Source organism: Bradyrhizobium diazoefficiens USDA 110 (assembly GCF_000011365.1).
Classification (GTDB): Bacteria; Pseudomonadota; Alphaproteobacteria; order Rhizobiales; family Xanthobacteraceae; genus Bradyrhizobium; species Bradyrhizobium diazoefficiens.
On sequence record NC_004463.1, the window covers coordinates 1,795,461 to 1,820,396 of the forward strand.

The window sequence follows — 24,936 nt, forward strand, 5'->3', positions numbered from 1 at the left end:
CTCGACGAACTGAAGCCTTCTTTGCGATCCTCAACGATGAGGAAGCGGGCATCACGGATGGAACGCGCTTGGCGCTGAAAGTCCGTATTGCTGACAGCCCAGCGCCGGGGCGAAGTCGCGAGCATGATGCGTTCCGAGCTTCACGGCCTACACGGGGAAAAGCCCCACTGGATCATTCCCGCTGTACGGACGAAGAACAAGAAGGCGGAGCACACAGTCCCGCTCTTCCCGACTGCCGTCAAGTTGATCGAGGCGGCCTTGGAGATCGGCAAGCCAGAGAAGGGAGAGGACCAAGGCAACAGACCCGTCGTTGCCAGTCGCTTCGAAAGCGTTGGGGTGCTTGCGAGCCACTGTATGAGCCAGGCTGTGCGGCGCTTGTTGGAAGACAATGAGCTGGTAGCCTTTACGCCCCATGACCTCAGGCGTACAGCCGCGACCATCGTTCATGCGTCTATGCGCGATGGCATATGTTCGAAGAGAAGCGAGAAGCGATTCCAGCGGATTGAAAAGCATTTAATCACAATCACCGGTTAGCAAACTTCTGCGACACTTCAGCTCCCCTCTCGTCTGTATCGAGCCAGTGCTGTCCGCTCCTCTGCGCTAATGCCCATGAATGTTACGCCGTTGTACCCGCCGTTTGAAAGGGCAGATCGCACGTCATCCGTCGAAGCGCCGATATCGTAAGCGATGTTAGCGAACATATATTGCTGGGTGTCGCTCTCATTGTTCGCGATCTGGGTATTAAGGTGATTGGCGGCGCGATGCGCAACCGCGTTATAAACCCGCTTTTTTTGCGCTGCAACTTTCGGTTCACGCCACTGTAGTATCTGAGTTTTGGTTTGACGGGGAACCGAATCATGATCAGGCACCAAACACGCCAGCGCCCACGAGACGCCCTCTAGAAGAGCGCGTATGCGTGCAGCGATCTTGCCTGCCTCCTTCGGCCCAGGTTGAGTTTCACGCTATCGAGTATGCCCAACACTGCCTGAGCCTCCTCGGCATCAAACGTCGCGACTTGGCGATCTGCCGGGCTCAAAGACTGATCGGCGGCCCGGGCCTGATTGGCTGCAAGCACCTCAAGCGCTTGCGACCGCAGGGCTGTGATCTGCCGAAGATTTCGAGTGTTGATTGTCACCGCCCATTCGGACCCACAGTAGATAGCTGCACGTGACTCGGCGCTTTGACGTGAACCGAGGAAGCGCTGTCCCTACCACTCACCGCTAACTTCACCATGGTCAGCCCAAGCAGCGGAAGAAGCTAACCGGGATGCATATTCGGCGAACGCCCCTATCACAACTACCAGGATTGGTCGTAGCCAGCGCTTGGCGATCAGTTGTGATCTTAGGCAGTATGGCCGCGCCACTAGCGGCGAACCGGCTGCGTCGACAAGAGAATGCACAAGCGCATCGCGCTCTCATCCTGATTGTCGCGCTATAGGAGTTCGTCTCGATACGCTCAACGAAGCCGTCAACAGTTCCGAACTGAAGCTGACAGGCAACGATTTCCACAAGCTGGCCGGAAAGTCCGTGCGCTACACGATTCACATCAATGGCCCGTGGTGCATCACATTCGAGTTTGAAGGAGGCGATGCATTCAAGGTTGACTTTGAACAGTACCACTGAACGCAGAATACCGAATAAGCCATGAGGGCTCCGACATGCTGGAGAGCATCAATGGCAGAGCAGAAGGCTAAGCGCGATCCTAACCGCTGCCCGTCTCATCCGGGCGCCGTCCTTGATGAAATTCTACAGTACATCAGGAAGTCTAAGACCGAGATTGCAGAAGCGCTGGGATTCCAGGCAGCATCTGCACGACATCCTCGCGGAGAAGAAGCCGGTCAGTCCGAACGTGGCCGCCCGGATTGGAAAGCCGGTCGGCAACGGCCCGGCCATCTAGCTTCGTTTGCAGGCAGCCCCCGATGCGTGGCACGCCGACGCGAAGTTGATGTCAGCGAGATCAAGATGCTGGAACCGGCTTAGGGCGACGAGTCCGGGTGCGGGGTCGCCCAAACGGTGCCGCAAGCGATGGTAGCCAGCCCGTCCTCGAAGACAGGGGCTGGCCACCTTTACGCCCGAGAGGTTCAAATTCCCCAAGGTGCTACCATTGTATGGTGGAGAAGAACTGGAGAGCACCTACCAGTACCGGTGGGGTGCCGCGCCCCGCGTGCATGTCATATTGAAGCGCTCGGCCCGCAACTGTTCGAGCTGGCTCCGCTCATAGGAGTAACCGCCGTGCCTAGGACCGATGTGGGGGCGGCAATCCAAGCATTCACGGACTACGCCCGTAGGCCAAGCCATACCCCGGCAGAAGACACCTACGGGCCACAGCGAACTGAAGAGCAGCTGGCCGCTCGGCGATTCCGGGTTGAAGTTATCTGCTCAAAAATGGACGCGGTGGCGGAGTGCCCTCTTTCGACCTTAGCCGAATTCGAGGCGCTCAGACGCGAGATGGGAAAAGATTTTCCCCCAACGCCACCCGCTTTACTCAACCATGTAGTGGACGCATTTTTACGTTGTGGGTCCTACCCGCGCGGCCGGATGACCGACCCTTAATCGTGGACGGAGCCAAATGATGCTTGGCACGTTCTCGCTGCACAAGATCGACCACGCTATACGCGACCTGGAACAAAAAGTCGCCCACGGCGCGGAAATCAGCCGCGAGGAGCTTGCGAGCGGACTGCGGATTACGAAGCATCTTCGAGATGAACTCGAAGTGGCGCTCAAGGTGATCGATGGCCTAAAGGATCATACCGGTCCCGGGTCGACAGGCCGCACAAGGTGGTAGCCGCGACCTAAACAGCGGGAACGTTAGCGGCCACGTGGCTCGGCGCCCGCTTGGAGAAAAAGCGCTCTCCCTACCACGCGCCAGCCTCAAACAGCGGAAGAAGCTGACGGTGGGATACATTCATCGCAAAAAGCCGTGGCACAACTACCAGAACCGGGGTTGCAGCCTCGCGGGGCTCGGGGATCAGCCTCAGATCGCAGGCAGTGCGGGTGAGACTCGGCGCCGTTCGGTTGCGCCGGAGCGGACGCTGTCCCTGCCCCGCCCGCACTGCCGATAGTTAGCGGTCACGTGACTCGGCGCTCAAGTAACCCCCACGCATACACAGGGGAAGCGCTGTCCCTGCCACGCGCCGCTAACCCCCACACGGCCAGCCTCAAAGCAGCGGAAGAAGCTGACCGGGAGGTCATCGCTCGCAGAACGAGCGTAACTTACAGAACCGGGAATGGCCCGTGATTTAGAAGCAGTGGGCGCGACACGGTGCCGACCGACCAGGGGGGCTGAGTTGAAGCACCTGCCGCATCCGCACTGCTGGTGAGTTTAGCGGAAGGTGACACTCCACCCCACTGCTCTGGAAACCCCAGCAATGTCCGTGCCACCCCCGCTAAACCCAACAACCAATTATTGGGACTAGCTTACTGAAAGCTGACGAGACTGCGCGCCCATTCACAAAACGAAAAGCGGCCCACGGGGCCGCTTGCCGTGGAGACAATAAAGACGTTCAGGCCGCAGACGAAAGGCGTTCGGCTCGCTTACGATCAGCGGCAGCCGCACCACGACGACGGCCCGGATCGGCAGTTCTGTGCGTCAAGTTCAGCAAAATCGATTATGGGATCCGGCCGAGCCATCCCCTCGGAGCCGCCGTCGCTCGCTTGCGCAAAAGCGTAGCCCTGGCGAGCGACGGCGGCGGAGAGGGGGGCGTGCATCCCCTTGGTGGGCCTGAGCATCGTCAGGCCGCCGGCGTAGCGCCTCCTTGTGCTCCTTCGGCAGATCCATGTTTAGATGGCGATGGTCCTCGAGCCAGGCCTCATGGCGCTCGACGGTCAGCGCCCGTACCAGCCTTAAACAGCTCTCGGCATTGGGGAGGATTCGCACGACATAGGTTCGCCGCCTGATCTCCTCGTTGAGGCGATCGAGCAAATTGGTGAGATGTCTCGGTGCCAACGTTCCCGCTGCGGTGTTCTACATCGTGGAGTATGGTGCGACCATCGGGACAGCGGCACCGGGAGCACGAAGTGCGGGCAGGCCGATGTTATTCCAGAGCCGAGAGCTCGAGTTAGTAGCTGGCGGCCGCCTCCGTGATGGGCTCGAGTATCCCGAGGTCACGCGGGTCGAACTCGATCGAGCGGCGCCCCCTCCACCGGCGTATCGGCGCGGCCCGCGCCCATCTGCGCCATGTGCATCGCGATTCTCCGCGCGCGCTCACCTGCTGCGGACCTCACCATCGAGATCGAGCTCGGAGGGGGATGGCATCCGCTGCGAGACTCATGCCCAGGGCACGGCCGTCGAGAGGTGTCCGGGGCTGGAGAACATCTGCATTCTGCAGCGCGTCGTCGGTCATAAGGTCACCTGCAGGCGGTACGATCGCGCGAACGATGTTCTTGTCGATATCGCCCCTCCAGCCTGGAGGTCGGGAGTAATGAGATGGGGAAGTAATGACATGGATTGGCGCCGCGACCTCATGCTGTGGCACCCGCGTCTGTTCCTCACGACGGCCGAGGAGCCTAGTCGCTCGTTCGGCTACCCGCACTGCGAGCGAGGGTGGCAGGATATCCTGGTCCGGCTCTGTCGCAGGATCGAAGTCGCGCTCCGCGACGGCGAGACCTTCGAATTCGTCCGCATCAAGCAGAAGATGGGCATCCTGCTCGTCGACTGGGACACCGAAGCCTCGAAGTCCACCGAGTCCGCGATCGGCCATGCAGTTGACCTGGCCGTCGCCCGCTCCGCCTGCACCTGCGAGATTTGCGGCGCGGAAGGCCGGCTGCATGCCAACAAAGGGTGGCTCGAAACCCGCTGCGCAGAGCACGCGGCCGGCGATCCAGTGCCGCCCCACTTGGGGCAGGGCTTCGACAACGTCCGCCGGCTGCGCCGCCGGCGAGGCCAGGCCAGCGTTTACTACGCGCTTACGACCGCGACGCCGACACTTTGACCGAGGTGCCGCCGCCCTCGCCGCAGCAGGAGCGCTAAGATGGCCAGATTTCGCTGTAGCGCCTAGGACCAGCAAGGCGAGTTCACCTAGCCGCGCCGGCGAATGCGCCGTCCGGCATCTCAATGGCTATCGCGGCATCCTCCAAGTGGATGGCTACGCCGCCTATAACAAGCTCGCGCGATCCGATCGCGGCGATGATGGCATCACGTTGGCCGGCTGCTGGTCACACAGCCGGCGCAAGTTCTATGAGCTGCATGTTGCAGGGAGCTCGGAAGTGGCAACGGCGACGCTCGAGCGGATGGCGAAGCTCTGGCAGGTCGAGAAGACCGTGCGCGGTCAAAGCCCCGACGCCCGCGTTGCCGCGCGCCAGCAAGCCTCCGCGGCTGTCGTCGCAGATCTCTTCGATCTCTGGCAGCAGACCTTGCGGCGGATCTCCGGCAAATCAAACTGGCCGAGGCGATCCGCTATGCTGTCTCGCGCCGTGCCATCTTCGAACGCTTCCTGCTCGACGGCCGCATCGAGCTCGACTCCAACATCGTCGAGCGCGCCATCAGACCGCAGACAATTACAAGAAAGAATAGCCTGTTCGCGGGCAGCGACGGCGGCGGACGAACCTGGGCGACCATCGCAACACTGCTGCAGACTGCGGATTTCACGGATCGTGAGCATCGATTTCGCGCGATCGTGAGCACTGAATTCAGACGATCGTGAGCAGCCCGCTACGGCCGATGGGAGATAGAGTCAGTGTTCTGGTTGGCCGTCAAGGGTGATGGTTTTGGCGCTGCGTTTTCGCATGCTTTCTCCGGTGAGCTGGAGGCGGTGGGCGTTGTGGACGAGGCGATCGAGAATGGCGTCGGCGACCGTGGGGTCCCCAATGGCTCCATGCCAGGTGTCCACGGGGAGCTGACGCGTGACGATGGTGGATGCGCGGCCATGTCGGTCCTCGAGGATTTCGAGCAGATCGCGGCGTTCCGCGGCGGTGAGCACCGATAGTCCCCAATCATCCAAAATCAGAAGCTGAGCGCGGCCGAGGCTTTTGAGGAGCCGGGCGTAGCGTCCGTCTCCGCGCGCGAGCGCGAGCGCCTCGAACAGCCTTGGAACGCGATGATAGAGGACTGATCGGTTGTCGCGGCAGGCCTTGTGGCCGAGCGCGCAGGCTAACCAACTTTTGCCCAGGCCGGTTGCCCCGGTGACGAGCAAATTCTCGTGGCGATCGATCCAGCGACCTTCGACGAGTTTGGCGAAAACGGCGCGGTCGATGCCCCGCGGGGTGCGCAGATCGACGTCCTCGACGCAAGCAGTCTGGCGCAGTGCGGCGATCTTGAGGCGCGTGGTGAGCCGCCTGGTGTCGCGTTCGGCGGCTTCGCGGTCGACCAACAGGCCGATGCGATCTTCGAACGGCAGGGCTTCGAGATCGGGCGATCGGCGCTGCTCCTCGAAGGCCTTGGCCATTCCGGTCAGTCGGCGCCGTAGCTTTTGACGAGCGCCAGAATGCCAAGGCAGGTTCGAAAGCCTTGTTCTGGATGGGGCCGGGCGTCGATCACGGCCTGGAAAAACGCTGCTGTCGAAGGACCGATCCGCTCGCCGGCGGCGATCACCGCGGCGGGGGTCCATTCGCCGTAGCGGCGATGGGCGCTGGGCATGTGGTCGGCGATGGTGGTGTGTCCGCGTCGGTTGGGCGCGCGGGCATGGCTGGCGATCCGCTGGCCCTTGTGGAAGATCTCGACCGTCCGATCGTCGATACGGGCATCGACCAGCTCGCCAATCAGACGATACGGCGCGGAGTACCAATGGCCGTCGACCTCGACATGATAATCGGGAGCGAGGCGGCAGCGCTTCCAGCGTGCGAAGGCATAAGGCTGATCTGGCAGCGGGGTTAGCTTGGGTTTGTCGAGTTCGGCAAACAGTTCGGCGCGGCTTGAGCCGAAGCCACGCATTTGACGAGCATTGAGTTCGTCGACGAGTGTCTTGATGGCGGCGTTGAGCTCGGCCCGGGAAAAGAAGCGCTGATTGCGCAGCCGGGCCAGAATCCAGCGCTGGGCGATTTGCACCGCGACCTCGACCTTCGCCTTGTCTTTTGGGCGCCGCGGCCGTGCGGCGAGAATGGCCGTGCCGTAATGGCTCGCCATCTCGGCATAAGTGCGATTGAGGCCGGGATCGTAGCGGTCGGGGTTGCTGACGGCGGCTTTGAGGTTGTCGCAGACCACGAACGTCGGCGTTCCGCTCAAAAACGTGAACAAGTTGACGTGGGCCCGGATCCAGTCGGCCAAGCTCTCGCTGGGGCAGGCCTCGGCGTAGGTGTAGTTCGAAGCGCCCATCGCCGCGACGAACAGCTTCATCGGCTGCACTTCCCCGGTCAGGGGATCGACGATGTCGATGGTGTCGCCGGCGAAATCCACGAACACCTTCTCGCCGCCCAGATGAATCTGCCGCATCGAAGGTCGGACCCGCCCCTTCCAGGCCTCGTAGGTAGTGCAGAACCACGTGTACCCGAAACCGTCGGGATTAACGGCGCGATACTCCTCCCAGAGCAGGCGACGGGTTACGTTGCGCCGGCGGAGCTCTTTATCGATGTAGCTCCAGTCGGGCACCGGCCGCTGCGGGCTCTGAGACGCTGGTCGTGGGGCCGGGAAAAGCAAAAGCTCCAGGTCTTCATCGGTCATTCCCTCCGGAAGCGGCCAGCTCAACCCAGCAGAGCGGGCGCGGCTCAGGTAGCTGTGCACAACGCCGTTGCTGACGCCCACGCTCCGCGCGATGGCCCGCTCTGGCAGGCCTTGAAAATGTTTTAACCGAAGGACTTCCTTGATCCGGCGCATCGACAATCTCTGGGTAGGCATTGGACTTCCTCGTTAACCACGAGGTCATCCCTAAGCCGGTTGAGTTGTCGGCCGAAGCGCTGCAAGGCTCCGAAAGCCTTGCTCACGATCCCGCGAAATCGTTGCTCACGATCCCCTGAAATCCGCGCTCACGATCCCGCGAAACGCGCATGAAACTGACGAGAACCGCTTTGCTGGGCGATTTCCCGCCTGTTGCGTTGCGTAGCTTCGGCATTCACAACGAATTCGCCATTGGAAAGCATTGCGGGAATGCTGTCCGAGACGCTTGTCCCAGCGCCGGAGACGAAGCCGCCGGTGCTAAAGCTAGGTATCGACATAGAGCTGATCGCGGCGACCTTGGCCATACCGGCAGCGAGCACGCCCGCAGCCAACGCATCATTGAATGGCGGCACGGCCGATGCCAACGCCTTCGTGAAGGCGGTGTAAGTGTTGATCCTTGCCTCGACAATGCCGAACGCTTTAGCCGCCGTCGCCATAGCCATGCTGTGCTTGCCGAATTCCTGCGAGAGTTGTGCAAATTCGCCCGCCATGGAGGCGCCGGCGGTGTTCCACGTCGATTGGGCGTTCTCCGCTAGCCTTTGTTGCGCATCCAGGAATTGCTGCGCACTGATCGTATTGGCGTTGAATTGCGCTTGGATCTTAGGCTCCTGTAGGTAACTCTCAGAGGGAGTCAAGTTCGCTTGGATCGTCTGGAGCCCGGCCAGCGTCATGGCGTATTCCGAAGTCTTCTGCTTCAGCAGGTCGAGCTGCACCTGCTGCGCGGCGGTGATCGCGGTGTTGTTCGCCCGCGCGATCGACTCCGTTTGCAATTGCAGCTTCATCGCCTCCATTGCGCCGGGAAGCAGTCCATAGGTTGCCACCTCGGCCTTCATTCCCTCCGGCGACTTGCTTTGCGATGCAATGAACTGATCGACCACGTTTTTTCCGCCCATCACCGAAAAGTTGAAATCCTTCTGAGTCTTCGATGCCTTGTCCGTCGATGCAGCCGCGGCTTCCTGGGGACCGCGCTCACCGCAGTATCGACCGCGATGAAGGCGCTCGTCACCAGTGGGGTGATTGTTTCACGGCCGCCTTCGAGAAGGTGAAGGGCGGCATCGCTGGGATTGAGGAGATGGCAAGGCGCCGTGTTCAAAGTCGCTCGCCAAATACATCTCAACCGTCTCCGGTTGCGAGCCCTTCCACAAATTGTCGACGATTCTTGCGTCATTGATGCCGCTCGAGCCCGCACCGAGCCCGGCAGTGGATGTGCCCGAAGCGCTGAAAGCCAGCTCGCTCGAGCTGTGGTATCAGCAGAAACTTCATCTCCGGACATTGGTTCCGAGCGGCGCCGAGGCGCTGATCCGGATGCGCCATCCCGCATGGGGCGTCGTGCCGCCTGCCTACTTCATCCCCGACGAAAGCGATCCGCATTTTCATGCGCTGTCCGAGTTCGTGATCGCGCGCGCGATCGAGGACTGGCGCTATCTGCTCGGGCAGATCGGACCGGTCGATCTCTCGATCAACCTGCCGATCTCGTTTCTGGCCGACGATGCTGCGGTGCGCGAGCTTTGCTACCGGATTCCGGATCATGCGGCGTTCGCCGGCCTGCTGATCGAGATCGACAGCGCCGAGGTGATCGACAATCTCGACCTGGCGATCGATGTCGCCCGGCGCGTTCGCCTGCACAATATCGGCATCTCGATCGACAATGTCGGCGCGAAGTGGCCATCCTTGCTGGGATTGCCGAACTTTCCGTTCGTCCAGCTGAAGGTCGACCATCAATACGTCACCGGTTGCGCGGATCAGCGCCTCAAGCAGACGGTGTGCCGGCGTATCGTCGAGCTCGCACACGACTCCGGCGCGCAGGTTATTGCGCAGGGGGGCGAGACGCGCGCGGACTTTCTTGCCGCACATGAGATGGATTTCGATCAGGTCCAGGGTTACCTGTTCGGCAAGCCGATGGGCGTCAAGAAGTTCGCCCGCTCGCGCACGCACTTCTCGGAGAAAGAGCCGATCGTCCTGACGCATGGCGCCTAGTCAGGCGCGAGTGTCGCCATCGATCGCGCGCAGCGCTTCGCCGCGGGCGATCAGGCGCTTTGTGTGAATCGGCGGATGGAATGACCCTGCCCAGATTAATGAATTCAACGGCTTAACGTGCCGATCGGCGCCGGGCCCCGCGCCAACTCACATGCTGACGGCGGTCGTCTTCCCCTCGGCTTTGCTATGCACTTCAAACTCGAGAGATCGATTCGTTCAGGATAATGTCCTGAATAACGAGATAAGCCGTACGGCAGTTGCCGCACGGCTCTTCCGGAGTTCGTCATTCACTGCGCGGATCCGGTAGCGACGCGCTGAGCCGCCGTCTTGGCAGACTTATTGGACGCGCTCGTCGGCGACCTTCTTCTCAGAAGAGAGCTCGGTCGTAATTCTGCGCATTGCCACGGCCTGGGCCTGAACTTTTTGGCTAACACGCTCGAACTCAGCCATCTGGTTCTGGAAACCGGCATCCTGGGTCTGCTGGGTAGCAGGAGCGGCGCCGTTACCGCCAACACTATTAACCGCCATGTCTATTCACCTTTCTTTATGATAGTCGTTAGTTGTGGCCTGCTACGTCGGGCGGGCCGACGATACGAGGGGCAGGAATAGAAAGAAAGACGGTGCTCGCCCCCCAGACTTCTCAGGCTCAGTTCGGCGCTCTTGCCGAGACCAACGGTCTTGGGCTGTACGTTGTCCGTTTTGCCGGCGTTCTTGTTTTCGGCGGCCATCGCTTTCTCCTATGCTCGTCTTGTTACGTCTCAATAGACGTGCTCGCCTAGAGTTCAGCAGCCTCACGCTAGGCGCGCTACCTTTCGAGAAGCTGACGAGTCTCGGTCGGGGTGATTAGGTCGATCCTTTGCAGCAGCCCATCACCTGCCGGCAGCTGCAACCTCACCTAGGGTCTGTACCTAAATAGCGCCACGTGATTCTCTTGCCTACGTGTTGATTCGGGGGCGAGAGAATGCGCGCTGGTTTTTTTGGCTGAACGACAGGCAATGGGCGCGTATCGAACCGCATCTGCCGAGGGGACTGACGGGGCCGGATCGGGACGACGACCGACGCATCGTCAGCGGCATCATTCACATGCTGCAATCGGGTGCACGATGGCGTGATTGTCCACGTGAATACGGCCCTTACACGACGATCTACAATCGCTTCAATCGCTGGGCCAAGCGAGGACGATGGTGCGCAATCTTCGAAGCGCTGGCCAAGCCTGGCGAAGACGGCGTCGTACTGTCGCTCGACTCGACCTCGATTAAAGCTCACCGGTGTGCCTCCGGCGGAAAAGGGGAAGCACAATCAAGCAATCGGCCGCTCGCGCGGAGGCCGCACGACAAAAATCCATGCGCTGAGCGATCCGCTCTGCCGGCCGGTCGTCCTGCATCTGACTCCAGGCCAGGATGCCGATATCGCTGCGGCTCCCGATGTCCTGGCGCTCGCGCCACCCATGAGCGTGCTCCTCGCCGACAAAGGGTATGATGGCGACAAGCTTCGCGGCGCAATCATTCGTCGTGGCGCCAAGCCCGTAATCCCCAATAAATCTAACCGTGTCGTCATCCATCGCTTCAACAAACGCGCCTACAAAGGACGAAATGTCATCGAACGCTGCTTTTGCAGGCTCAAGGACTTCCGGCGCATCGCCATGCGATATGACAAGCTCGCCCGTAATTTTTTGGCCGCTGTTCATCTCGCCGCTCTCGTCGCATATTGGCTCAATTGAGTCTGGACCCTAGCACTACTTTGGCAGAATGTGTTTTGGCCGCTGTTTTTCAAGGATTTGCTTTCGGCAATATGGGCATTGCTGAGGCGGCGGCCGAAGGATGAGATCGACGATGGCATGGCGTACGGCGGGCATGGTTGGTTGAGGCGGAGGCCCGTTGATTCTTTTTTTTCCGCCCCGCGTATGCGAGGCGACGATGTTGCAGGAAGGCGTAGGCAATCATTGTCATAAGGGCGTGGCGATGAAGACCTTGCCATGATCGCCCTTCGAAGTGATCAAGTCCAAGCTCCTCCTTCAACTGTTGATGCGCCTGCTCACAAATCCACCGTGCCTTGATGGTGGCGGCCAGCGTGCGCAGATCCGTCGTCGCCGGAAGATTGGCGAGATAGTATTTGCTCTCCCCGGAGGCACGTTGCTCGCCAATGAGCCAGACTTCGTCGCCTGGGAGATGCTGCTGACCTTTATCCCATATCCGCTGCGGAGGGCCGTCGGCGGTGCGGACACGGAGGGCAGCAAATCGGGCTTTGAGCCGACCTTTCGTCCCGCTACGCCAACTCACGGTTTTCCATTTGGCGCTGGCCAGCATTTGTTCTGCCGCAATCGATAAGATATCGGGCACGTGGTGCTTTCGTGGTTTGCCACGGACTTTGGTGATCGGCCAAATGAGCTTCACATCGACGGGATACACTTTCTGGTGCCGAGGGATACCGACCGCCCAGGCCAGCCCGCGCTCTGTTAGCCCTTGTCGAAACGGTGCGCTGAGGCCGTATCCTGCATCCGCCAGCACACATCCAAAGCGCATGTTGGCTGCCATCGCGCGGTCAATCTCGGCCAAAGCGATCTCCGGCTTGGACCGTGGCGTTCGGTGTTCGATTGGCACGCGAGCGCGCTTCAAACGGGGCATGTCGCTTGTCCAGCTGTCAGGCAGAAAGAGACGTAACGCGACCATCACTGGCACTTCGCCGCGCGCAAGCGTTAAAGACACCAGCGTTTGGCAATTTGCAGTTTTACCGAGAGCCGATGCGTATTGCGCCGCAACACCGACCGGTCGCTCACCCTTCTTCGGCAGTGAGGTGTCATCAATAACCAGCACCGCATCCCTGCCGCCGACGAGTCGGTCCGCCTGGTTGAGCAGCTCTGTCTCCAGCGGCGTCGCGTCCCAGACACCGTCGGCAATGAAATGGTGCAACTGGTCGTAGTTGCTCGTGACAAGGCGTTCCGCCATCGGCTGAACGCTCTTGCGATCGCCAGGACCGATCAATCCCGCAACATACAGAGGACACATCCGCTGCCGGGTCTTATGACCCAGCCGGTCCAAGAACGGCATCAGCCAGCGTTCGAGTTCGTCTTCCCATCCCGGCATGGTCAGCCCTCCAAGAGCCGACCACCCATGAATCATTGAAAAATTGATTCGGGAATCCTATAAAACGCGGCAAAATCAACAATCTGCCAAAGTAGTGCTAGTGAGGCTAGCAGCGAAATTCTGACCTACGTGCGCGGTCAGGCGCGCACTTGGATCGATCGGCCAACAGGTTGGCTGTGGCGTTTGTCGATCAGCGCTGAGTCATCCAATCTGAAGTCTTTGGAGACTCATGGCGTGGGGCGGTAGCCTGGTTAGGGCCGCGCGCTGATGCTGTAGAGGCTGTTGGTGTGATCGCCCGTATCCCCACAGATCGCGTCCGGAATCTTCGGATCGCCGCTGGCGGCAATAGCGGCGTGGCCGGAGCGGTTGGAATGCTGCTTCCCAGATCCGCTGGAGTGACTGGCGGAATTGCGGCGACCGCGTCACTTATCGACAGAATGATATGCCTCTCGGTCCCGATGATTGTTGCATCAAGAGCAAGCGGCGTGAATCTCGCATGCAACAGGACCGATCGGCGCAGCCGACATCGGACAGTCGATCGATGTTAACGAAGCGACGTATCACATGTGATCGGCGGGCGTCGATAGTTGCCTGAGATGGTCCGTCGTGACGGCCGGCCGCCGCGAGCAACCATGCGATCCGCACCCCTCGGATGCTACGAGGGTTGCGATGCTCAGTCGGTGGTTCATTGTCGTCAGCTTTTCGACAGGTGCTGCAGGTAGAGTCCCTGCGAGTTCGATGGGCGCGATATGCTCGCGCCGAGCCGCTGCGAAGGTGATGAGAGAGGGGGCTCATCGAGGCTGCCGGGGCTGGTGGCGAGAGGCATTCATTCGCTCACCATCGGGCCAAGGGTGCGGCCTGAAATGCTTCCTGTTGATGCGCGCATAACGCTCGCAGTTTTACCGCTTTCTTCGATGCAATCAGGAGTGAACTAAATGGCGTATCTTCCCGTGGCCGGTCTCCCCGTGGTCGGCGCACTCGATTCGACGGTGAATGGGGTGGGGTCAGAGGGGGTGGTTGCCAGCCCAGCTTTCAGCACACTGTTGGGACAGTATGTCACGCCGGGTGCCTACCAGTACCTGCCGGCAGGCGCTGCCGTCGTTGTCGCTCCGGTGGTCGTTCCTGCAGGTGGCGTCACAACCGCTGTCGTGGCTCCGGCGGTCGTCACTCCAGTCGTGGCTGCTCCCGTGTACATGATGGCTCCGCCTCCTCCTTTCATGCTGTTGAGCCAGCAAAGTTCGGGTTCGGAGCCTTCCGTCGATCCGGTATGGACGCATGAGGTCAAGGATGGCAAGGCCACGATCAACCTCGGCGACAAATATACGATCACAGCCAATGAGAAGGATGGCACCTGGACCGTCCGCAACAACCAGACCGGCCATGTCACGAAGATCCATGGCGATCCCCATGTTGACGCTAACGGGGACGGCAAGGATGACTTCGACTTCAAGAAAGATATGACCTTCCAGCTCGACGATGGGACCAAGATTACCGTCAATAATGTCGACTACGGTAATGGTGAGACCATCTCCTCAAGGCTGACCATTACGAACGGCCACAACGCGATGGTTGTGGAGGGGCTCGGCGACGACAAGGATGGCAAAAACAATCTGAGGGTGACTCAGTCCAACGCTGGCATGACTCTTGATGAGCTGACACCCGATGGTGCCCAGACGATCCATGAGAGCGGCCAAGGCTGGGTCGATGGCGCCGGCGGCGTGGTGAATCAGGCGAGTATCGATGCCGGCGAACAGGGTCGCGCGCCGGGCAACTACCAGTCTGCAAGCGCAACGCCTGCCAGTGCAACACCCGTGTTCTTCGTTCCTCCTCCACCGCCGCCTCTTGCGATGGTTCCGTTTGCCGTCGCTCAGACGCCAGCGCCGTCATCTCAGCCAGCGCCAGTGTGGTCGCACGAGGTCAAGGACGGCAAGGCGACGATCAACCTTGGTGATAAGTATACGATCACGGCCGATGAGAAGGACGGCACCTGGACCGTTAGGAACAACCAGACCGGCCATGTCTCGAGGATCCACGGCGATCCTCACGTCGATGCTAATGGCGACGGCAAGGACGATTTCGACTTCAAGAAAGGTATGACCTTCCAGCTCGACGACGGCACGAAGATTACGGTGGACACGGTCAATTATGGCAAGGGAAAAACCATCTCCTCGAAGCTCACCATCACCAACGGCGACAATGCCATGGTTGTGGAGGGACTCGGCGACGACAAGGATGGGAAAAACAATCTGAAGGTCACGCAGTCTAATGCTGGGCGAACGCTTGATCAGCTGACGTCCGATGGAGCTCAGACAATCCATGAGACAAATCAGGGGTGGGTTGACAACTCCGGACGCAAGGTGACGCAGTCGGTGATCAACCACAATGAGAACCCGGATGCGCCGCCGGATTTCAAGACGATGATGCGCGAGGCCATGTTCCGGCGCATTTTCGGTCGCGATGCACAGCCGGCATGAGGCCTGATCCCGGGGATGTCGGAAACTCGTGGAAGCGGGCGCTAGCGCCCGCCTTTCATTTTCGCCAAACGGCCGCGAGAAGGGCAGCTTGGCGATCTATCGATTTAGGATCGACGGTAACAGCCAGATTGTCTTGGCAATCGCAGCCTTGGCGCCGACAAACGGGCGGAGGGCCTCCAGGCCCGGCTACCCGGCTAGAATTGCTGCGGCGCGTTGCCGGCGATGGAGGCGCTGCACGGGAACGGTGCTCTCAGGTCTGTCTGCACGTCAACGTCCTGCAGATGCAGGCGTCGCAGCGAAAATCCCGGCCAAGATCGTAGATTGGATTGGGGACGGCCTCGGCGGCGCGATCTACCCTCGGCTCAGAAGCATAAGCCACTGTTTCGCGTTGAGCCCTGCCTGTCTTTAGCCTACGAAGCCGGGCGTGAACCCTTGCGCTCCCAGAACATCCATCATCCTCTCACGAAGCCGGAGGCGCCATGGCTTTGAGCATCACCATTTCCGTCAAAGTCTGCTGTTGGGGACGCCAAAGGGACGTCGCAGCAGCCCGCTGCCAAAAAGATCCAGGTGCATTCGGATTCGCGGAGCAGTTCGCAGCGGACCTGAAAGATCATAGAATGCGCATCTAACTGCTGGCGTGTGCCAAGTCTCACTTGGCACGTCTTCGATTCAATCACCAGGCGGCCGTATCGCTATCTGGCGCCGACCATCGGCTCATCCATCATCAAGCTCGCTCATGGCCTCATCCATATCCGACTGCGAATCGCTTATGACTTGCGTCGCGACGGAAACGAGAGCCTTTTCGAATGCTCGGCGCAGTAGCGCTGCACGCGTGTCATCGCCGCCGTTCTCGGCGGTGTCGGAGGGGGCGCCAACCTGCGACGCTGTTGCATTGATATCGGCTGCGTCTGCGTTCATGTCGTAACACCCGGATAGCGGCGTCGCCTAGATGACCTATCCTCTTCATGCTAGCAGGAGCAGCTTGCGAAAAGCTGACTAAGATCGAGCTTCCTTGGCGGCTTCATCCATGATCGAGAAGGATCATGAGCACGCGCCAGCGGAAGTGATGACATTCAAAGCGGCGCGCGATGCTGCTGTCGAGCTGGCTGCACGCAAGCGGGCCAATCTCGTCAAGGTGCTGCCTTAAAGCATTGCGGACTCAGGGCTTTACCTCCGACGGTTCAATCACGAAGTAGCATGTACCGGGGCGAAGGCCGCATACGTTATCGCAGGTGCACGGGCCGCCATCACATTCGTCTCCTTTTCCGCCAGTTAGCAATTCGTGGAACAGAAACGCGCCCTCTGCAAATTCCTTTGCGTTGCCTTGGCGAACTCCTCGGATACCGTTTTTCGATTGAGCGATTGCTTTCGTATACAGATGAAGTTTCGGGCAGTTCGCAGCAATGCCGAACGCCGCGCCCTGCAGAAATGCAACGCTTCGGCCATCGGCGTGCGCTGATGATGAGCACGGCCGTTGTTGGCGATTTGAACAACATCAGACCTCTTGTCCCCATAACACCATACCGATTGCGGCGCTAAAGCATCGCTACCCTGCTGTTGGCTGATCTTCCTTATCCGCGCCGCGCATCAGGATCTTCAGCGCATCATCCGGCAACGGCCGCTGCAGTGCCTTTGCTTCATCCCGCGGCGCGCGCATCCATACGTCGCGCTCCTCATCGGTCGTCAGGAAGCCATAAACGAGGTGAGGGCCGGGGGCCGGCTTGGACTTGGTGCCCCGGTCGCCCTTGAACCCGGTCCAGATGCCCGCGATCAGATGGGCATGGCGGCTACCGGCCGGTTGTACACGCCGCTCGCGGGAGAGATCGACAGGCGCGCAGCCAGCCAAGGAGCAAGGTTGTGTTCCAGCCAGCCATGGCAATCGCTGATGAGCGATCCTCATCAGTGGTCGCGTTGTCGACCGTGGTGAGGCATCCGGGCGAAACTTTGCGCCGCAATGCTGCTCGAAGAACAGGGAGTCGTCCAGAAACCTGACGGCGTTTGCCAATGAGGTTGGTGAGCGTGATTTTGGTTTGATGAGCGCTCATCCATGCGAATAAGTTGCTGAGAAACACGATGCCAGCAGGTCGGACAAAGCCGAGATTGCCGAAATCGTTGATGACCTCCGGCGGCCAGCCGTTGACGGCGTGCGCCGCAAGATCGGCCGCAACCTTCGACAGGGACAGTCCATTGAACGGTACCGTCAAATTAACGAATTGGAGCGGCGGAGGGGTAGACGACCGGCAGACCGCCCGGGACCCTCTTTATCGCCGCCATCGCACCGGAAGTGATCAGTTATCCCGTTTGGTTATATTTCCGGCTTCCCTTAAGCTTGCGGATGGTCGAGGAAATGCTGGCGGCGCGTGGCATTGGCGTGACCTATGAAACCGTGCGCCAGTGGGGACGGAAATTCGGCAAGCCGTTCTCCGATCGGATCCGCCAGCGCACTCCCCCTCGCGGTGACAAATGGCATCTGGACGAAGTCGTTATCTCGATCGCGGGCGAACAACATTGGCTCTGGCGCGCTGTCGACCAGAGTGGCTTCGTTCCTGACGTCTTGATCCAGCGCCGAAGAAACTCGCGCGTTGCGCAGCGGCTCATGAAGAAGCTCTTGAAATCCGCCGGCACGCCGCCGCGCGTTATGATCACGGATAAGCTGCGTTCGTACGGCGCTGCGAGGGCGAAGATGGGCTTACACGTCGAACATCGCCAGCACAAAGCTCTCAACAATCGGGCCGAGAATTCTCATCAGCCGACGCGGCGACGCGAGCGGATCATGACGCGCTTCAAATCGTCCCGTCAGGCTCAACGGTTTCTGTCCGTTCACGATCAGGTCGCGAACCTTTTCCACATCCCCTATCCCGGAGCCGCCACCGCCGACTTCCGTCGTGCTTCGCGCGAGCGAGCCTTTGCGACTTGGCGCGAGATCTCCATGACAAGCGCTATCGCCGACTCTCGACCTCTGAGAATCGCCTCCTTCGGCTCGGCGGTCGATTAAGTTGACGATGCCCCCTGATGAGCCAGAGCCTCCCTTCTCGAAAAGCCTGATCAGTCTCAAATTGTCTGACGACGGACAATCGTTGCCACTGTCTCAGCCAGGCTGCTGTCATCCGAAAGACGGCAAATCCGGGCGCGGGTCCACCCTTCTTCCCGAGCTCGTCAGCTTCTCGAAAGCCAACCTTCCTAGCATTCAAGCCCGGTCTCTAGATGCCGATGCCGCCCATGCTGAACTAGGGGGCCCGCTAGTGGATCTGCAGGAGATTTTGTTATCAGAAAGGAGAGCTTTATGGATTCCAATCGGATAAGCGGTGCCGGCGCGCAAGGGTCTCCAACGGGTTACGTCCGGACACAGGAGGATCATGATCTATTTAGGCAGGCCGCGAATGAAGCCCGGTCATTATCATCTGCCGGGCCTGTGTCGGCACAGACGCCGATTTGGCGTTCGAGCGCTCCATACGGAAGCTTTTCACGCGATGGCTACTCTTGGAACAACGACGTATGGGGCCCGCACCCTGGGCCTCAGACGATTTCGGTGAGTGCAGCCAACCGGTGGAGCGTGTGGTCGAACCAGCCCAATACTCCTGGCATCAAGAGCTATCCGCACGTGGCTTTCAATATCGGGAAACCGCTCAGCTCAATCAACACTCTGAGCTCGAGCTTCAATCAGGAAGTTCCCACTGGCGGCGCCTGGGATGTCGCCTACGATATCTGGGACAGCTCAGACCGACATGAGATAATGCTCTGGACAAACTACACCGGAAACTCGGACGGGAGCGGCAACGTTAAGCCCATTTCATATCATTATGCCCCTTCCGGTGCGGCGATTCCGGTCTACAGCAATGTCAATGTAGGCGGGGCGACTTGGAACGTGTTTGAAGGCGAAGGCTCCGATGGTCACAAGGTCATCTCATTGCTGCGCACTTCGAAGACCAACAGCGGGACAGTGGACATCAAGAGTATCCTGCAGTGGATCAAGTCGAAGGGGTACTTTGGCGACATAAACGTCGGTAGCGTCCAATACGGCGTCGAGATTACCTCGTCCCCGGGGGGAAAGAACTTCAATTTCAACAACTGGTCCGTGACTTCGAAGTGAAGTCCGCGCGGGCGGTAAGGTGAGCTGCGCTATGCCAATGAGCCACGCTGACTGACGGCCTTGGCTTGCCGCTCACATCCCGACCGCCACGATCCCGGCCTCAACCGAACCTATGCCGAGATGGCAAGCCATTACGGCACGGCCATCTCGCAGCCCGGCCGCGGCGCCCAAAAGATAAGGCAAAGGTCGAAGTTGCGGTGCAAGTCGCGCAGCGATGGATTTTGGCGCGGCTGCGCAACCAACGCTTCTTTTCGTTGGCGTGACCTGCCACTGAGCATTTCCTCCAGAAGGATTCAGAGTCCGCCCCGAAGAAGGACGGACAGATGAAGCGAGCAAGGTTCACGGAAGAGCAGATTATCGCAGTGTCGAAGGCGCATGAGGCCGGGGCGAAGACGGCCGACCTAGCTCGCAAGCACGGGGTCTCCGAAGCGACGATCTACAATTGGAAGGCCAGCTCGCAATGGTTGGCACGCAAGATCGCCGCGATGGGGCATACCGTCCGCATTATTCCGGCTCAATTCGTCAAGCCTTATGTAAAGTCCAACAAAAGTGACATCATCGATGCCGCAGCGATCGCGGAAGCAGTGACGCGACCAACAATGCGCTTCGTCGAAATACGGTCGCCCGAACACATTGACCTGCAAGCGCTGCATCGTGTTCGCGATAGGATGATTTCGCAACGGACGTGCCTCATAAATCAGATGCGCGCTTTTTGCCTTGAATATGGGATCGCTATTCACCAGGGCGCCGGCAAGTTCAAGGCAGATCTGCCGAGGGTTTTGGCAGATGAATCGAATGATCTAACGTCGGCCATGCGTCGCATTCTTGCATCTACATTCGACGAGCTGCGGCAGCTGGAGCTGCGGATTGCTGAAGTCAACCGCGAGATTGAGGCGATTGCCTCTCAAAGCGATACTGCACGTCGATTAATGACTATCCCGGGCATTGGGCCACTCGCGGCGACAGCGCTTTTGGCAGCAGCTGGATCTGCCCCACAGTTCAAAAAGGCCCGCGATATGGCAGCTTGGCTGGGTCTTGTTCCTAGAGAATACTCTACGGGAGGCAAAACGAAGCTCCTGGGGATAAGCAAGCGCGGCAACCGATATCTGCGCCGGATGATCATCCACGGCGCCCGCTCCTGCGTGACACATCTTGATCGCTCGCGATATCACCTTGGCGCCTGGCTTGATGGACTTCAGGCACGCATGCACACTAACAAGGTCACCGTCGCCTTGGCGGCAAAGATTGCGCGGATCGCATGGGTAGTGATGACTAAGCCCGGCGCAAGCTACGAACGGCGGGATCCGGCCTTTAGCTGATCCCGTTTGTTCCAGACTGCGACCCTACCGTACGGTCTGGGAGTAAAAGGGGTGCAAAAAAGGATTTCAATATCAACTAGATGTACAATCGAATCGGTCTTGAAGCGGAAGTCGGGTCATCGAGTCGTTCTTAAAGTCGCAATCGAGTCGTTCTCAAAACGCGAGCTCCAGGAATATCAACGGGATAGCCGAGTCGTTTTCAAAGTGGCCTCACACAAATATGTGCGAACACTTTGAAAACGACTCGATTTCGTTTTCGAATCGACTCGATCTCAGAACTCCCTGATCAGCCTGCCGAATGGGGTCCGAAAAAGTGAGGGGGTCTAATCAGCTTCGTCGCGTCTGCAACGCCTGCACCTCCCATCCAATCGCCATCGAGGACGACATGAAGCAGCCAGCATCGACGTTCGTGTTCCATGAACAGGAAGTCGCCGGCGTCGCGTTTCGCGCCATGGTCGAGACCGGACGCGTGGTGCTGCAGATGCAGAACTCGAGCGGTCGCGAGTCCAGTGTTGACCTCATCGCGAGGCATTCGCCCTGCCGTGTCTCTGCTACGCCGAAGATGGCTGGCAGCGTCGCGGCATGATTTCAGGCCCGCGGGGCTGGGCCGTTTGTCACGACACCGCGCGCGAGCCACGTATGTTTCTAGGATACCTTCACTCCGACGACGTGCGCCTTCTGAACCACGAATTCGGCCTCCATCGAAGGAACTTCCTTGGTCATCAACTTCAGTTCAAGGATTCGATAGCTGGCCGGGCGCTGAAGCAGATCATGCTGCATGATCCGGTTCGCGCGGCCCTTTTCCGCAAGGCCGACGCGTCGCTGGATAACTGGGCCGAGCAAGTCGCTTCCGAAAAGCCGGCGTGCCCCACACGACTGGCGATCCAAAGACGCGAGCTTACTCGACTCGGGAAGCGTCCGAGGGAGGGTGTTTCCTCCCTTCGGCCATCACCTTATCCGTTGACCGTCGGCTACTTTTCTGACTCAATCAAGCCGTTTATGGACCGGTCTTAACAACCTCGGGGGCGGCATGGATTCGATCCTTCGCGTTCTGATGCCCTTCTTCGGGCCGAAGAACTATTCTGAGATGCTCTAGAAGAACGCTTTGGCGGATTTCTGGCTGACCTTAGCCTGCTCGTTCCTGGTGAGGTACGATCCTTGGATTAACGGTCTTTTCTTGCGAGTTGAGCATCTGCCCGGCGTCAAGGAATTCGCCACGGCTATTAAAGCTCCTGAGGTGAACGTGGGCGGCTTCGCGCTTGCTTTGCTGGTGCTCATCTTCAGCAGGGTCACCCGATTCCATGATCGGATTTCGGACATATTTAAGATCAGGGCGAGGTTCGACCGCGCTAACATCCTTCTCCCTCTGGCTGTCATGTCGGGTGCGCAGATGTCGGCCCGTCAGGTGGCAAATCTCAAACGCGACCGCCATCCCCTCGTGAGAGCGACGTTCTACAAATACGCGTCCAGCCGAAGCGAACATCCGCTCGTCGACAAGCACGACATCGAAAGCGCATTGGAGGCTTGGCACATATTGGGTTGCCTTGGAGTGGCTCTTCATACTCACAGGCTTCGCGGTCTTATCCGCCTTCGCCAGGGCAGCTTGGTTTCTGATCATTTTTTGGACCGCCTCGATGGCCGCGCTTCTATTTATACATCTTCGGTATGGATTGCTGGAACGAAGGGCGGATCCCCAGATCCAACAGATAGCCGGGAATGCCGAGGCAAGTGCAGGCAACCGCCAAGCATTCACAGAGGCGGCCATCTGATGTGGTACAAGATCGGGAAGGATATCATCGTCCGGAGCGAAAACGCAGCCAAGCCGGAAACACAGAGTTCGGCCTATCTTAAGAAGCTGATCTCGCGTCTCGAGCCAATTCATTCCAGCTTCGACTTTGGCTGCGGCAAACTGCGTTACGAACGGGCAATAGCCAAAACCACCGGCGAACTTGCGTTGGTGGATTCGGAAGTGCAGCTTTCAAGGGGTCAAATGATCCGCGGTCGTTCGACCACCATCCGCGATTACGTCGGCAAATCAAATCACGTCCACGCCCTCACCGTGGGTCAGTTTGCCTCCCATGACCGGAGATACGACCGCGGCTTCTGCATAAACGTTCTTTCTGTGATCCCATCGGCAAGCGTGAGACTTGGCATCGTTCAAAAGCTAAGCTAAAGCCAAACGGCACTTGCTTGTTTGTGACGCTCTATCGCAATTCTGATTTTACAAGGATGCAGAATCTCCCGAATTGTCAACCATACGGCAACGGCTTCCTCATGGACTCGCTTAGGGGCCATTCCTTCTACGGCCTCATCCCGCCGGACGATCTCGCCGGATTGGTTAAGCGTGCAGGCTTCTCGGTCGAGTCGATCGTGCTGGATGAAGGCTCCGCATACCTGTGGGCCCGAACTCCGGACGGGCGACCTGGACCGATCAATTTCGAAATCCGTGAAACTGCGGAGAACTTTCAGATTCGATCTCAGCCAAGCGTGAGCAACCGCAGCTCGGCAAGGTAGACCAGGCCGGCAGAGACGGCGCTTGGATCCTGAGCAGCAGCCGCGGGGGCTCAAGTCACATCGACGACCTGTCCCGCTTAGGTTCGTCTGCTTCCGATAGTCGGCGATCTGCTGTCTGTAGTGGCCGATGCTCGGCGCATCCGGAGCCACGTCGCTCTTCCAATCGACGACCGCGTCGATGGCGCCGGCCTCGTCGAACGCGATCACGTCAACCTGTCCGGAGAGCAGGACCTTGCCGCCTTCGTGAGTCTGGCTTCCGAACAACGGGAGCTCGGGGGCGAGACGCGGTCGCGGCGTCACGACGTCCGGAAGAGCGAGCGTCCGCAGCACCGTGGCGGTCAGTTCGACGGCGCTGATGCCCATCTTCGGATCCTCCGCCGGTTCGTGCCCCATCTGCCGGATCAGTTCCGCAGCCCGCGTTTCAAGCCCGCCCTGGCGTCGCAGGCTTCTCCGGTCAGCACCTCCTCGATTAGCTTGTGAAGGATGGTGCCACGCGTCGAACTTCTGAGAACGGCAGCAGGCTCCGCAGCGCCGGTTTCCGGAATTTCCCCGCTTTCGATCTTCGCTTCTGGCTCGTCCACCTGATCAAGTTCGCTCCGGCTCGGGCGACGCCAGATCACGGTCTTGCGCACATCGAAGATAGCGGTCGCCTCGGCGGCGAAGGTCTCGCGGGTCTGCCCGTTCTCTAGCGGCGTGACGTTCCTTTCCTTCGCGGTGCCGACGTCGTTCGGGTTGATCGCCGGGAGACCAGCCAGGCCCAAATCGACGAGCTTCGCCCAGCACTTGTCCGACAGGTCGGCGGAGTGCCTAGGCAGGATCAGCAGGTCGCGCGCCCGGGTCGCGGCCACGTACCAGAGGCGTACGCGCTCGCGCCGCTGCTGCTGCCGCGGTGACGGTGTTGCCCCACGGATTGGCCGAGGAGACAATCACGGATTGAGCAGTTGCGGAGGCTGTCCACGTGAATACGGCCCTTACACGACGATCTACAATCGCTTCAATCGCTGGGCCAAGCGAGGACGATGGTGCGCAATCTTCGAAGCGCTGGCCAAGCCTGGCGAAGACGGCGTCGTACTGTCGCTCGACTCGACCTCGATTAAAGCTCACCGGTGTGCCTCCGGCGGAAAAGGGGGGAGCACAATCAAGCAATCGGCCGCTCGCGCGAAGGCCGCACGACAAAAATCCATGCGCTGAGCGATCCGCTCTGCCGGCCGGTCGTCCTGCATCTGACTCCAGGCCAGGATGCCGATATCGCTGCGGCTCCCGATGTCCTGGCGCTCGCGCCACCCATGAGCGTGCTCCTCGCCGACAAAGGGTATGATGGCGACAAGCTTCGCGGCGCAATCATTCGTCGTGGCGCCAAGCCCGTAATCCCCAATAAATCTAACCGTGTCGTCATCCATCGCTTCAACAAACGCGCCTACAAAGGACGAAATGTCATCGAACGCTGCTTTTGCAGGCTCAAGGACTTCCGGCGCATCGCCACGCGATATGACAAGCTCGCCCGTAATTTTTTGGCCGCTGTTCATCTCGCCGCTCTCGTCGCATATTGGCTCAATTGAGTCTGGACCCTAGTTCTCCCGCTGCCTACGATGTGAGAAGGTCGAACGGAGAGTATGGCGCAACGGTCAGAGACGGGATCGGGAAAACCAGATTATGGACACGCGCCTCGAGCG

General features: G+C 59.6%; 20 protein-coding genes and 8 pseudogenes. 16 read left to right on the forward strand and 12 right to left on the reverse strand.

The window, feature by feature from the left end; translation table 11 throughout:
• Window positions 1–87: 87 nt before the first annotated feature.
• Window positions 88–534, forward strand: coding sequence for a tyrosine-type recombinase/integrase (locus BJA_RS08275; RefSeq protein ID WP_018647864.1), 447 nt, complete (start codon window positions 88–90; stop codon window positions 532–534).
• Between the two features lie 17 nt (window positions 535–551).
• Here the strand turns inward: BJA_RS08275 and BJA_RS08280 are convergent, their stop codons facing one another.
• Complete coding sequence (locus BJA_RS08280) at window positions 552–869, reverse strand: hypothetical protein (protein ID WP_011084451.1); 318 nt, start codon at window positions 867–869, stop codon at window positions 552–554.
• Window positions 870–1,322: 453 nt separating this feature from the next.
• On the opposite strand from BJA_RS08280, the gene BJA_RS42825 reads away from it, so the two are divergent.
• The 3 genes and pseudogenes from BJA_RS42825 to BJA_RS08295 all read left to right on the forward strand — a co-directional run bounded on the left by BJA_RS42825 (window position 1,323) and on the right by BJA_RS08295 (window position 2,784).
• The gene (locus BJA_RS42825; protein WP_014498049.1) at window positions 1,323–1,622 is read left to right on the forward strand and encodes a type II toxin-antitoxin system RelE/ParE family toxin; all 300 of its coding nucleotides are present in this window, start codon (window positions 1,323–1,325) and stop codon (window positions 1,620–1,622) included.
• Between the two features lie 51 nt (window positions 1,623–1,673).
• A pseudogene (locus tag BJA_RS08290) lies at window positions 1,674–1,979 on the forward strand (HigA family addiction module antitoxin).
• A 592-nt stretch (window positions 1,980–2,571) separates the two neighbouring features.
• Window positions 2,572–2,784, forward strand: a complete 213-nt coding sequence (locus BJA_RS08295) for a hypothetical protein (protein WP_014498047.1) — start codon at window positions 2,572–2,574, stop codon at window positions 2,782–2,784.
• A 954-nt stretch (window positions 2,785–3,738) separates the two neighbouring features.
• Here BJA_RS08295 and BJA_RS08300 read toward each other — a convergent pair.
• Window positions 3,739–3,936, reverse strand: a pseudogene (locus tag BJA_RS08300) (transposase); the annotation flags it as partial.
• Between the two features lie 505 nt (window positions 3,937–4,441).
• On the opposite strand from BJA_RS08300, the gene BJA_RS08305 reads away from it, so the two are divergent.
• Complete coding sequence (locus BJA_RS08305; RefSeq protein ID WP_026312792.1) at window positions 4,442–4,930, forward strand: hypothetical protein; 489 nt, start codon at window positions 4,442–4,444, stop codon at window positions 4,928–4,930.
• 136 nt (window positions 4,931–5,066) lie between these two features.
• Window positions 5,067–5,641 (forward strand): annotated as a pseudogene (locus tag BJA_RS08310) (IS66 family transposase).
• Between the two features lie 30 nt (window positions 5,642–5,671).
• Here the strand turns inward: BJA_RS08310 and istB are convergent.
• The 3 genes and pseudogenes from istB to BJA_RS08325 form a co-directional block, all read right to left on the reverse strand.
• Window positions 5,672–6,382, reverse strand: coding sequence for an IS21-like element ISFK1 family helper ATPase IstB (gene istB / locus BJA_RS08315; RefSeq protein WP_011084456.1), 711 nt, complete (start codon window positions 6,380–6,382; stop codon window positions 5,672–5,674).
• An 8-nt stretch (window positions 6,383–6,390) separates the two neighbouring features.
• Window positions 6,391–7,767 (reverse strand): annotated as a pseudogene (gene istA, locus BJA_RS08320) (IS21-like element ISFK1 family transposase); the annotation flags it as partial.
• A gap of 128 nt (window positions 7,768–7,895) precedes the next feature.
• Window positions 7,896–8,684 carry a hypothetical protein gene (locus tag BJA_RS08325; protein ID WP_231166594.1) on the reverse strand — a complete coding sequence of 263 codons (789 nt, stop codon included), beginning with the start codon at window positions 8,682–8,684 and terminating at the stop codon, window positions 7,896–7,898.
• Window positions 8,685–9,006: 322 nt separating this feature from the next.
• Between BJA_RS08325 and BJA_RS08330 the strand changes: the two genes are divergently transcribed.
• Window positions 9,007–9,783: an EAL domain-containing protein gene (locus BJA_RS08330; protein ID WP_014498043.1), complete on the forward strand. Its 777-nt coding sequence runs from the start codon at window positions 9,007–9,009 to the stop codon at window positions 9,781–9,783.
• Window positions 9,784–10,119: 336 nt separating this feature from the next.
• On the opposite strand, the gene BJA_RS08335 is transcribed toward BJA_RS08330, so the two are convergent.
• Window positions 10,120–10,311 carry a hypothetical protein gene (locus BJA_RS08335; RefSeq protein WP_014498042.1) on the reverse strand — a complete coding sequence of 64 codons (192 nt, stop codon included), beginning with the start codon at window positions 10,309–10,311 and terminating at the stop codon, window positions 10,120–10,122.
• Between the two features lie 411 nt (window positions 10,312–10,722).
• On the opposite strand from BJA_RS08335, the gene BJA_RS08340 reads away from it, so the two are divergent.
• A protein-coding gene (locus BJA_RS08340) for an IS5-like element ISBj2 family transposase (protein WP_076611612.1) occupies window positions 10,723–11,503 on the forward strand; the annotation gives its coding sequence in 2 pieces (ribosomal slippage) (window positions 10,723–11,067 and window positions 11,069–11,503; 780 coding nt in all).
• A 49-nt stretch (window positions 11,504–11,552) separates the two neighbouring features.
• Here the strand turns inward: BJA_RS08340 and BJA_RS08345 are convergent.
• Window positions 11,553–12,902, reverse strand: coding sequence for an IS701-like element ISBj6 family transposase (locus BJA_RS08345; RefSeq protein ID WP_011084462.1), 1,350 nt, complete (start codon window positions 12,900–12,902; stop codon window positions 11,553–11,555).
• Between the two features lie 899 nt (window positions 12,903–13,801).
• Between BJA_RS08345 and BJA_RS08350 the strand changes: the two genes are divergently transcribed.
• Window positions 13,802–15,340, forward strand: a complete 1,539-nt coding sequence (locus BJA_RS08350) for a DUF1521 domain-containing protein (protein WP_011084464.1) — start codon at window positions 13,802–13,804, stop codon at window positions 15,338–15,340.
• Window positions 15,341–16,054: 714 nt separating this feature from the next.
• Here the strand turns inward: BJA_RS08350 and BJA_RS08355 are convergent.
• Window positions 16,055–16,258, reverse strand: a complete 204-nt coding sequence (locus BJA_RS08355; protein WP_011084467.1) for a hypothetical protein — start codon at window positions 16,256–16,258, stop codon at window positions 16,055–16,057.
• 628 nt (window positions 16,259–16,886) lie between these two features.
• Window positions 16,887–17,129 (reverse strand): annotated as a pseudogene (locus BJA_RS08360) (hypothetical protein); the annotation flags it as partial.
• A 398-nt stretch (window positions 17,130–17,527) separates the two neighbouring features.
• Here BJA_RS08360 and BJA_RS08365 point away from each other — a divergent pair.
• The 5 genes and pseudogenes from BJA_RS08365 (at window position 17,528) to BJA_RS08385 (ending at window position 21,335) form a co-directional block, all read left to right on the forward strand.
• Window positions 17,528–18,335: pseudogene (locus BJA_RS08365) on the forward strand (IS6-like element ISBj7 family transposase).
• A 288-nt stretch (window positions 18,336–18,623) separates the two neighbouring features.
• Complete coding sequence (locus tag BJA_RS08370) at window positions 18,624–19,430, forward strand: glycoside hydrolase family 12 protein (RefSeq protein ID WP_011084471.1); 807 nt, start codon at window positions 18,624–18,626, stop codon at window positions 19,428–19,430.
• An 81-nt stretch (window positions 19,431–19,511) separates the two neighbouring features.
• Window positions 19,512–19,690, forward strand: a pseudogene (locus BJA_RS08375) (IS21 family transposase); the annotation flags it as partial.
• A gap of 63 nt (window positions 19,691–19,753) precedes the next feature.
• Window positions 19,754–20,749, forward strand: a complete 996-nt coding sequence (locus BJA_RS08380; RefSeq protein ID WP_011084472.1) for an IS110 family transposase — start codon at window positions 19,754–19,756, stop codon at window positions 20,747–20,749.
• A 385-nt stretch (window positions 20,750–21,134) separates the two neighbouring features.
• Window positions 21,135–21,335 carry a hypothetical protein gene (locus tag BJA_RS08385; RefSeq protein ID WP_035668701.1) on the forward strand — a complete coding sequence of 67 codons (201 nt, stop codon included), beginning with the start codon at window positions 21,135–21,137 and terminating at the stop codon, window positions 21,333–21,335.
• Between the two features lie 59 nt (window positions 21,336–21,394).
• On the opposite strand, the gene BJA_RS43575 is transcribed toward BJA_RS08385, so the two are convergent.
• A complete protein-coding gene (locus tag BJA_RS43575; RefSeq protein ID WP_257784499.1) occupies window positions 21,395–21,529 on the reverse strand; it encodes a hypothetical protein in 135 nt (44 codons plus the stop codon).
• A gap of 325 nt (window positions 21,530–21,854) precedes the next feature.
• On the opposite strand from BJA_RS43575, the gene BJA_RS42830 reads away from it, so the two are divergent.
• Entirely contained in the window at window positions 21,855–22,922 is a 1,068-nt protein-coding gene (locus BJA_RS42830; RefSeq protein ID WP_236842180.1) for a hypothetical protein, read from the forward strand.
• Here BJA_RS42830 and BJA_RS42835 read toward each other — a convergent pair.
• Window positions 22,919–23,626 (reverse strand): hypothetical protein, encoded by a 708-nt coding sequence (locus BJA_RS42835; protein WP_236842181.1) that lies wholly within the window; start codon window positions 23,624–23,626, stop codon window positions 22,919–22,921. The genes BJA_RS42830 and BJA_RS42835 overlap by 4 nt on opposite strands.
• A 38-nt stretch (window positions 23,627–23,664) precedes the next feature.
• Complete coding sequence (locus tag BJA_RS08395) at window positions 23,665–24,111, reverse strand: hypothetical protein (RefSeq protein ID WP_018648886.1); 447 nt, start codon at window positions 24,109–24,111, stop codon at window positions 23,665–23,667.
• 103 nt (window positions 24,112–24,214) lie between these two features.
• On the opposite strand from BJA_RS08395, the pseudogene BJA_RS08400 reads away from it, so the two are divergent.
• Window positions 24,215–24,822, forward strand: a pseudogene (locus BJA_RS08400) (IS5-like element ISBj2 family transposase); the annotation flags it as partial.
• Between the last annotated feature and the right edge of the window lie 114 nt (window positions 24,823–24,936).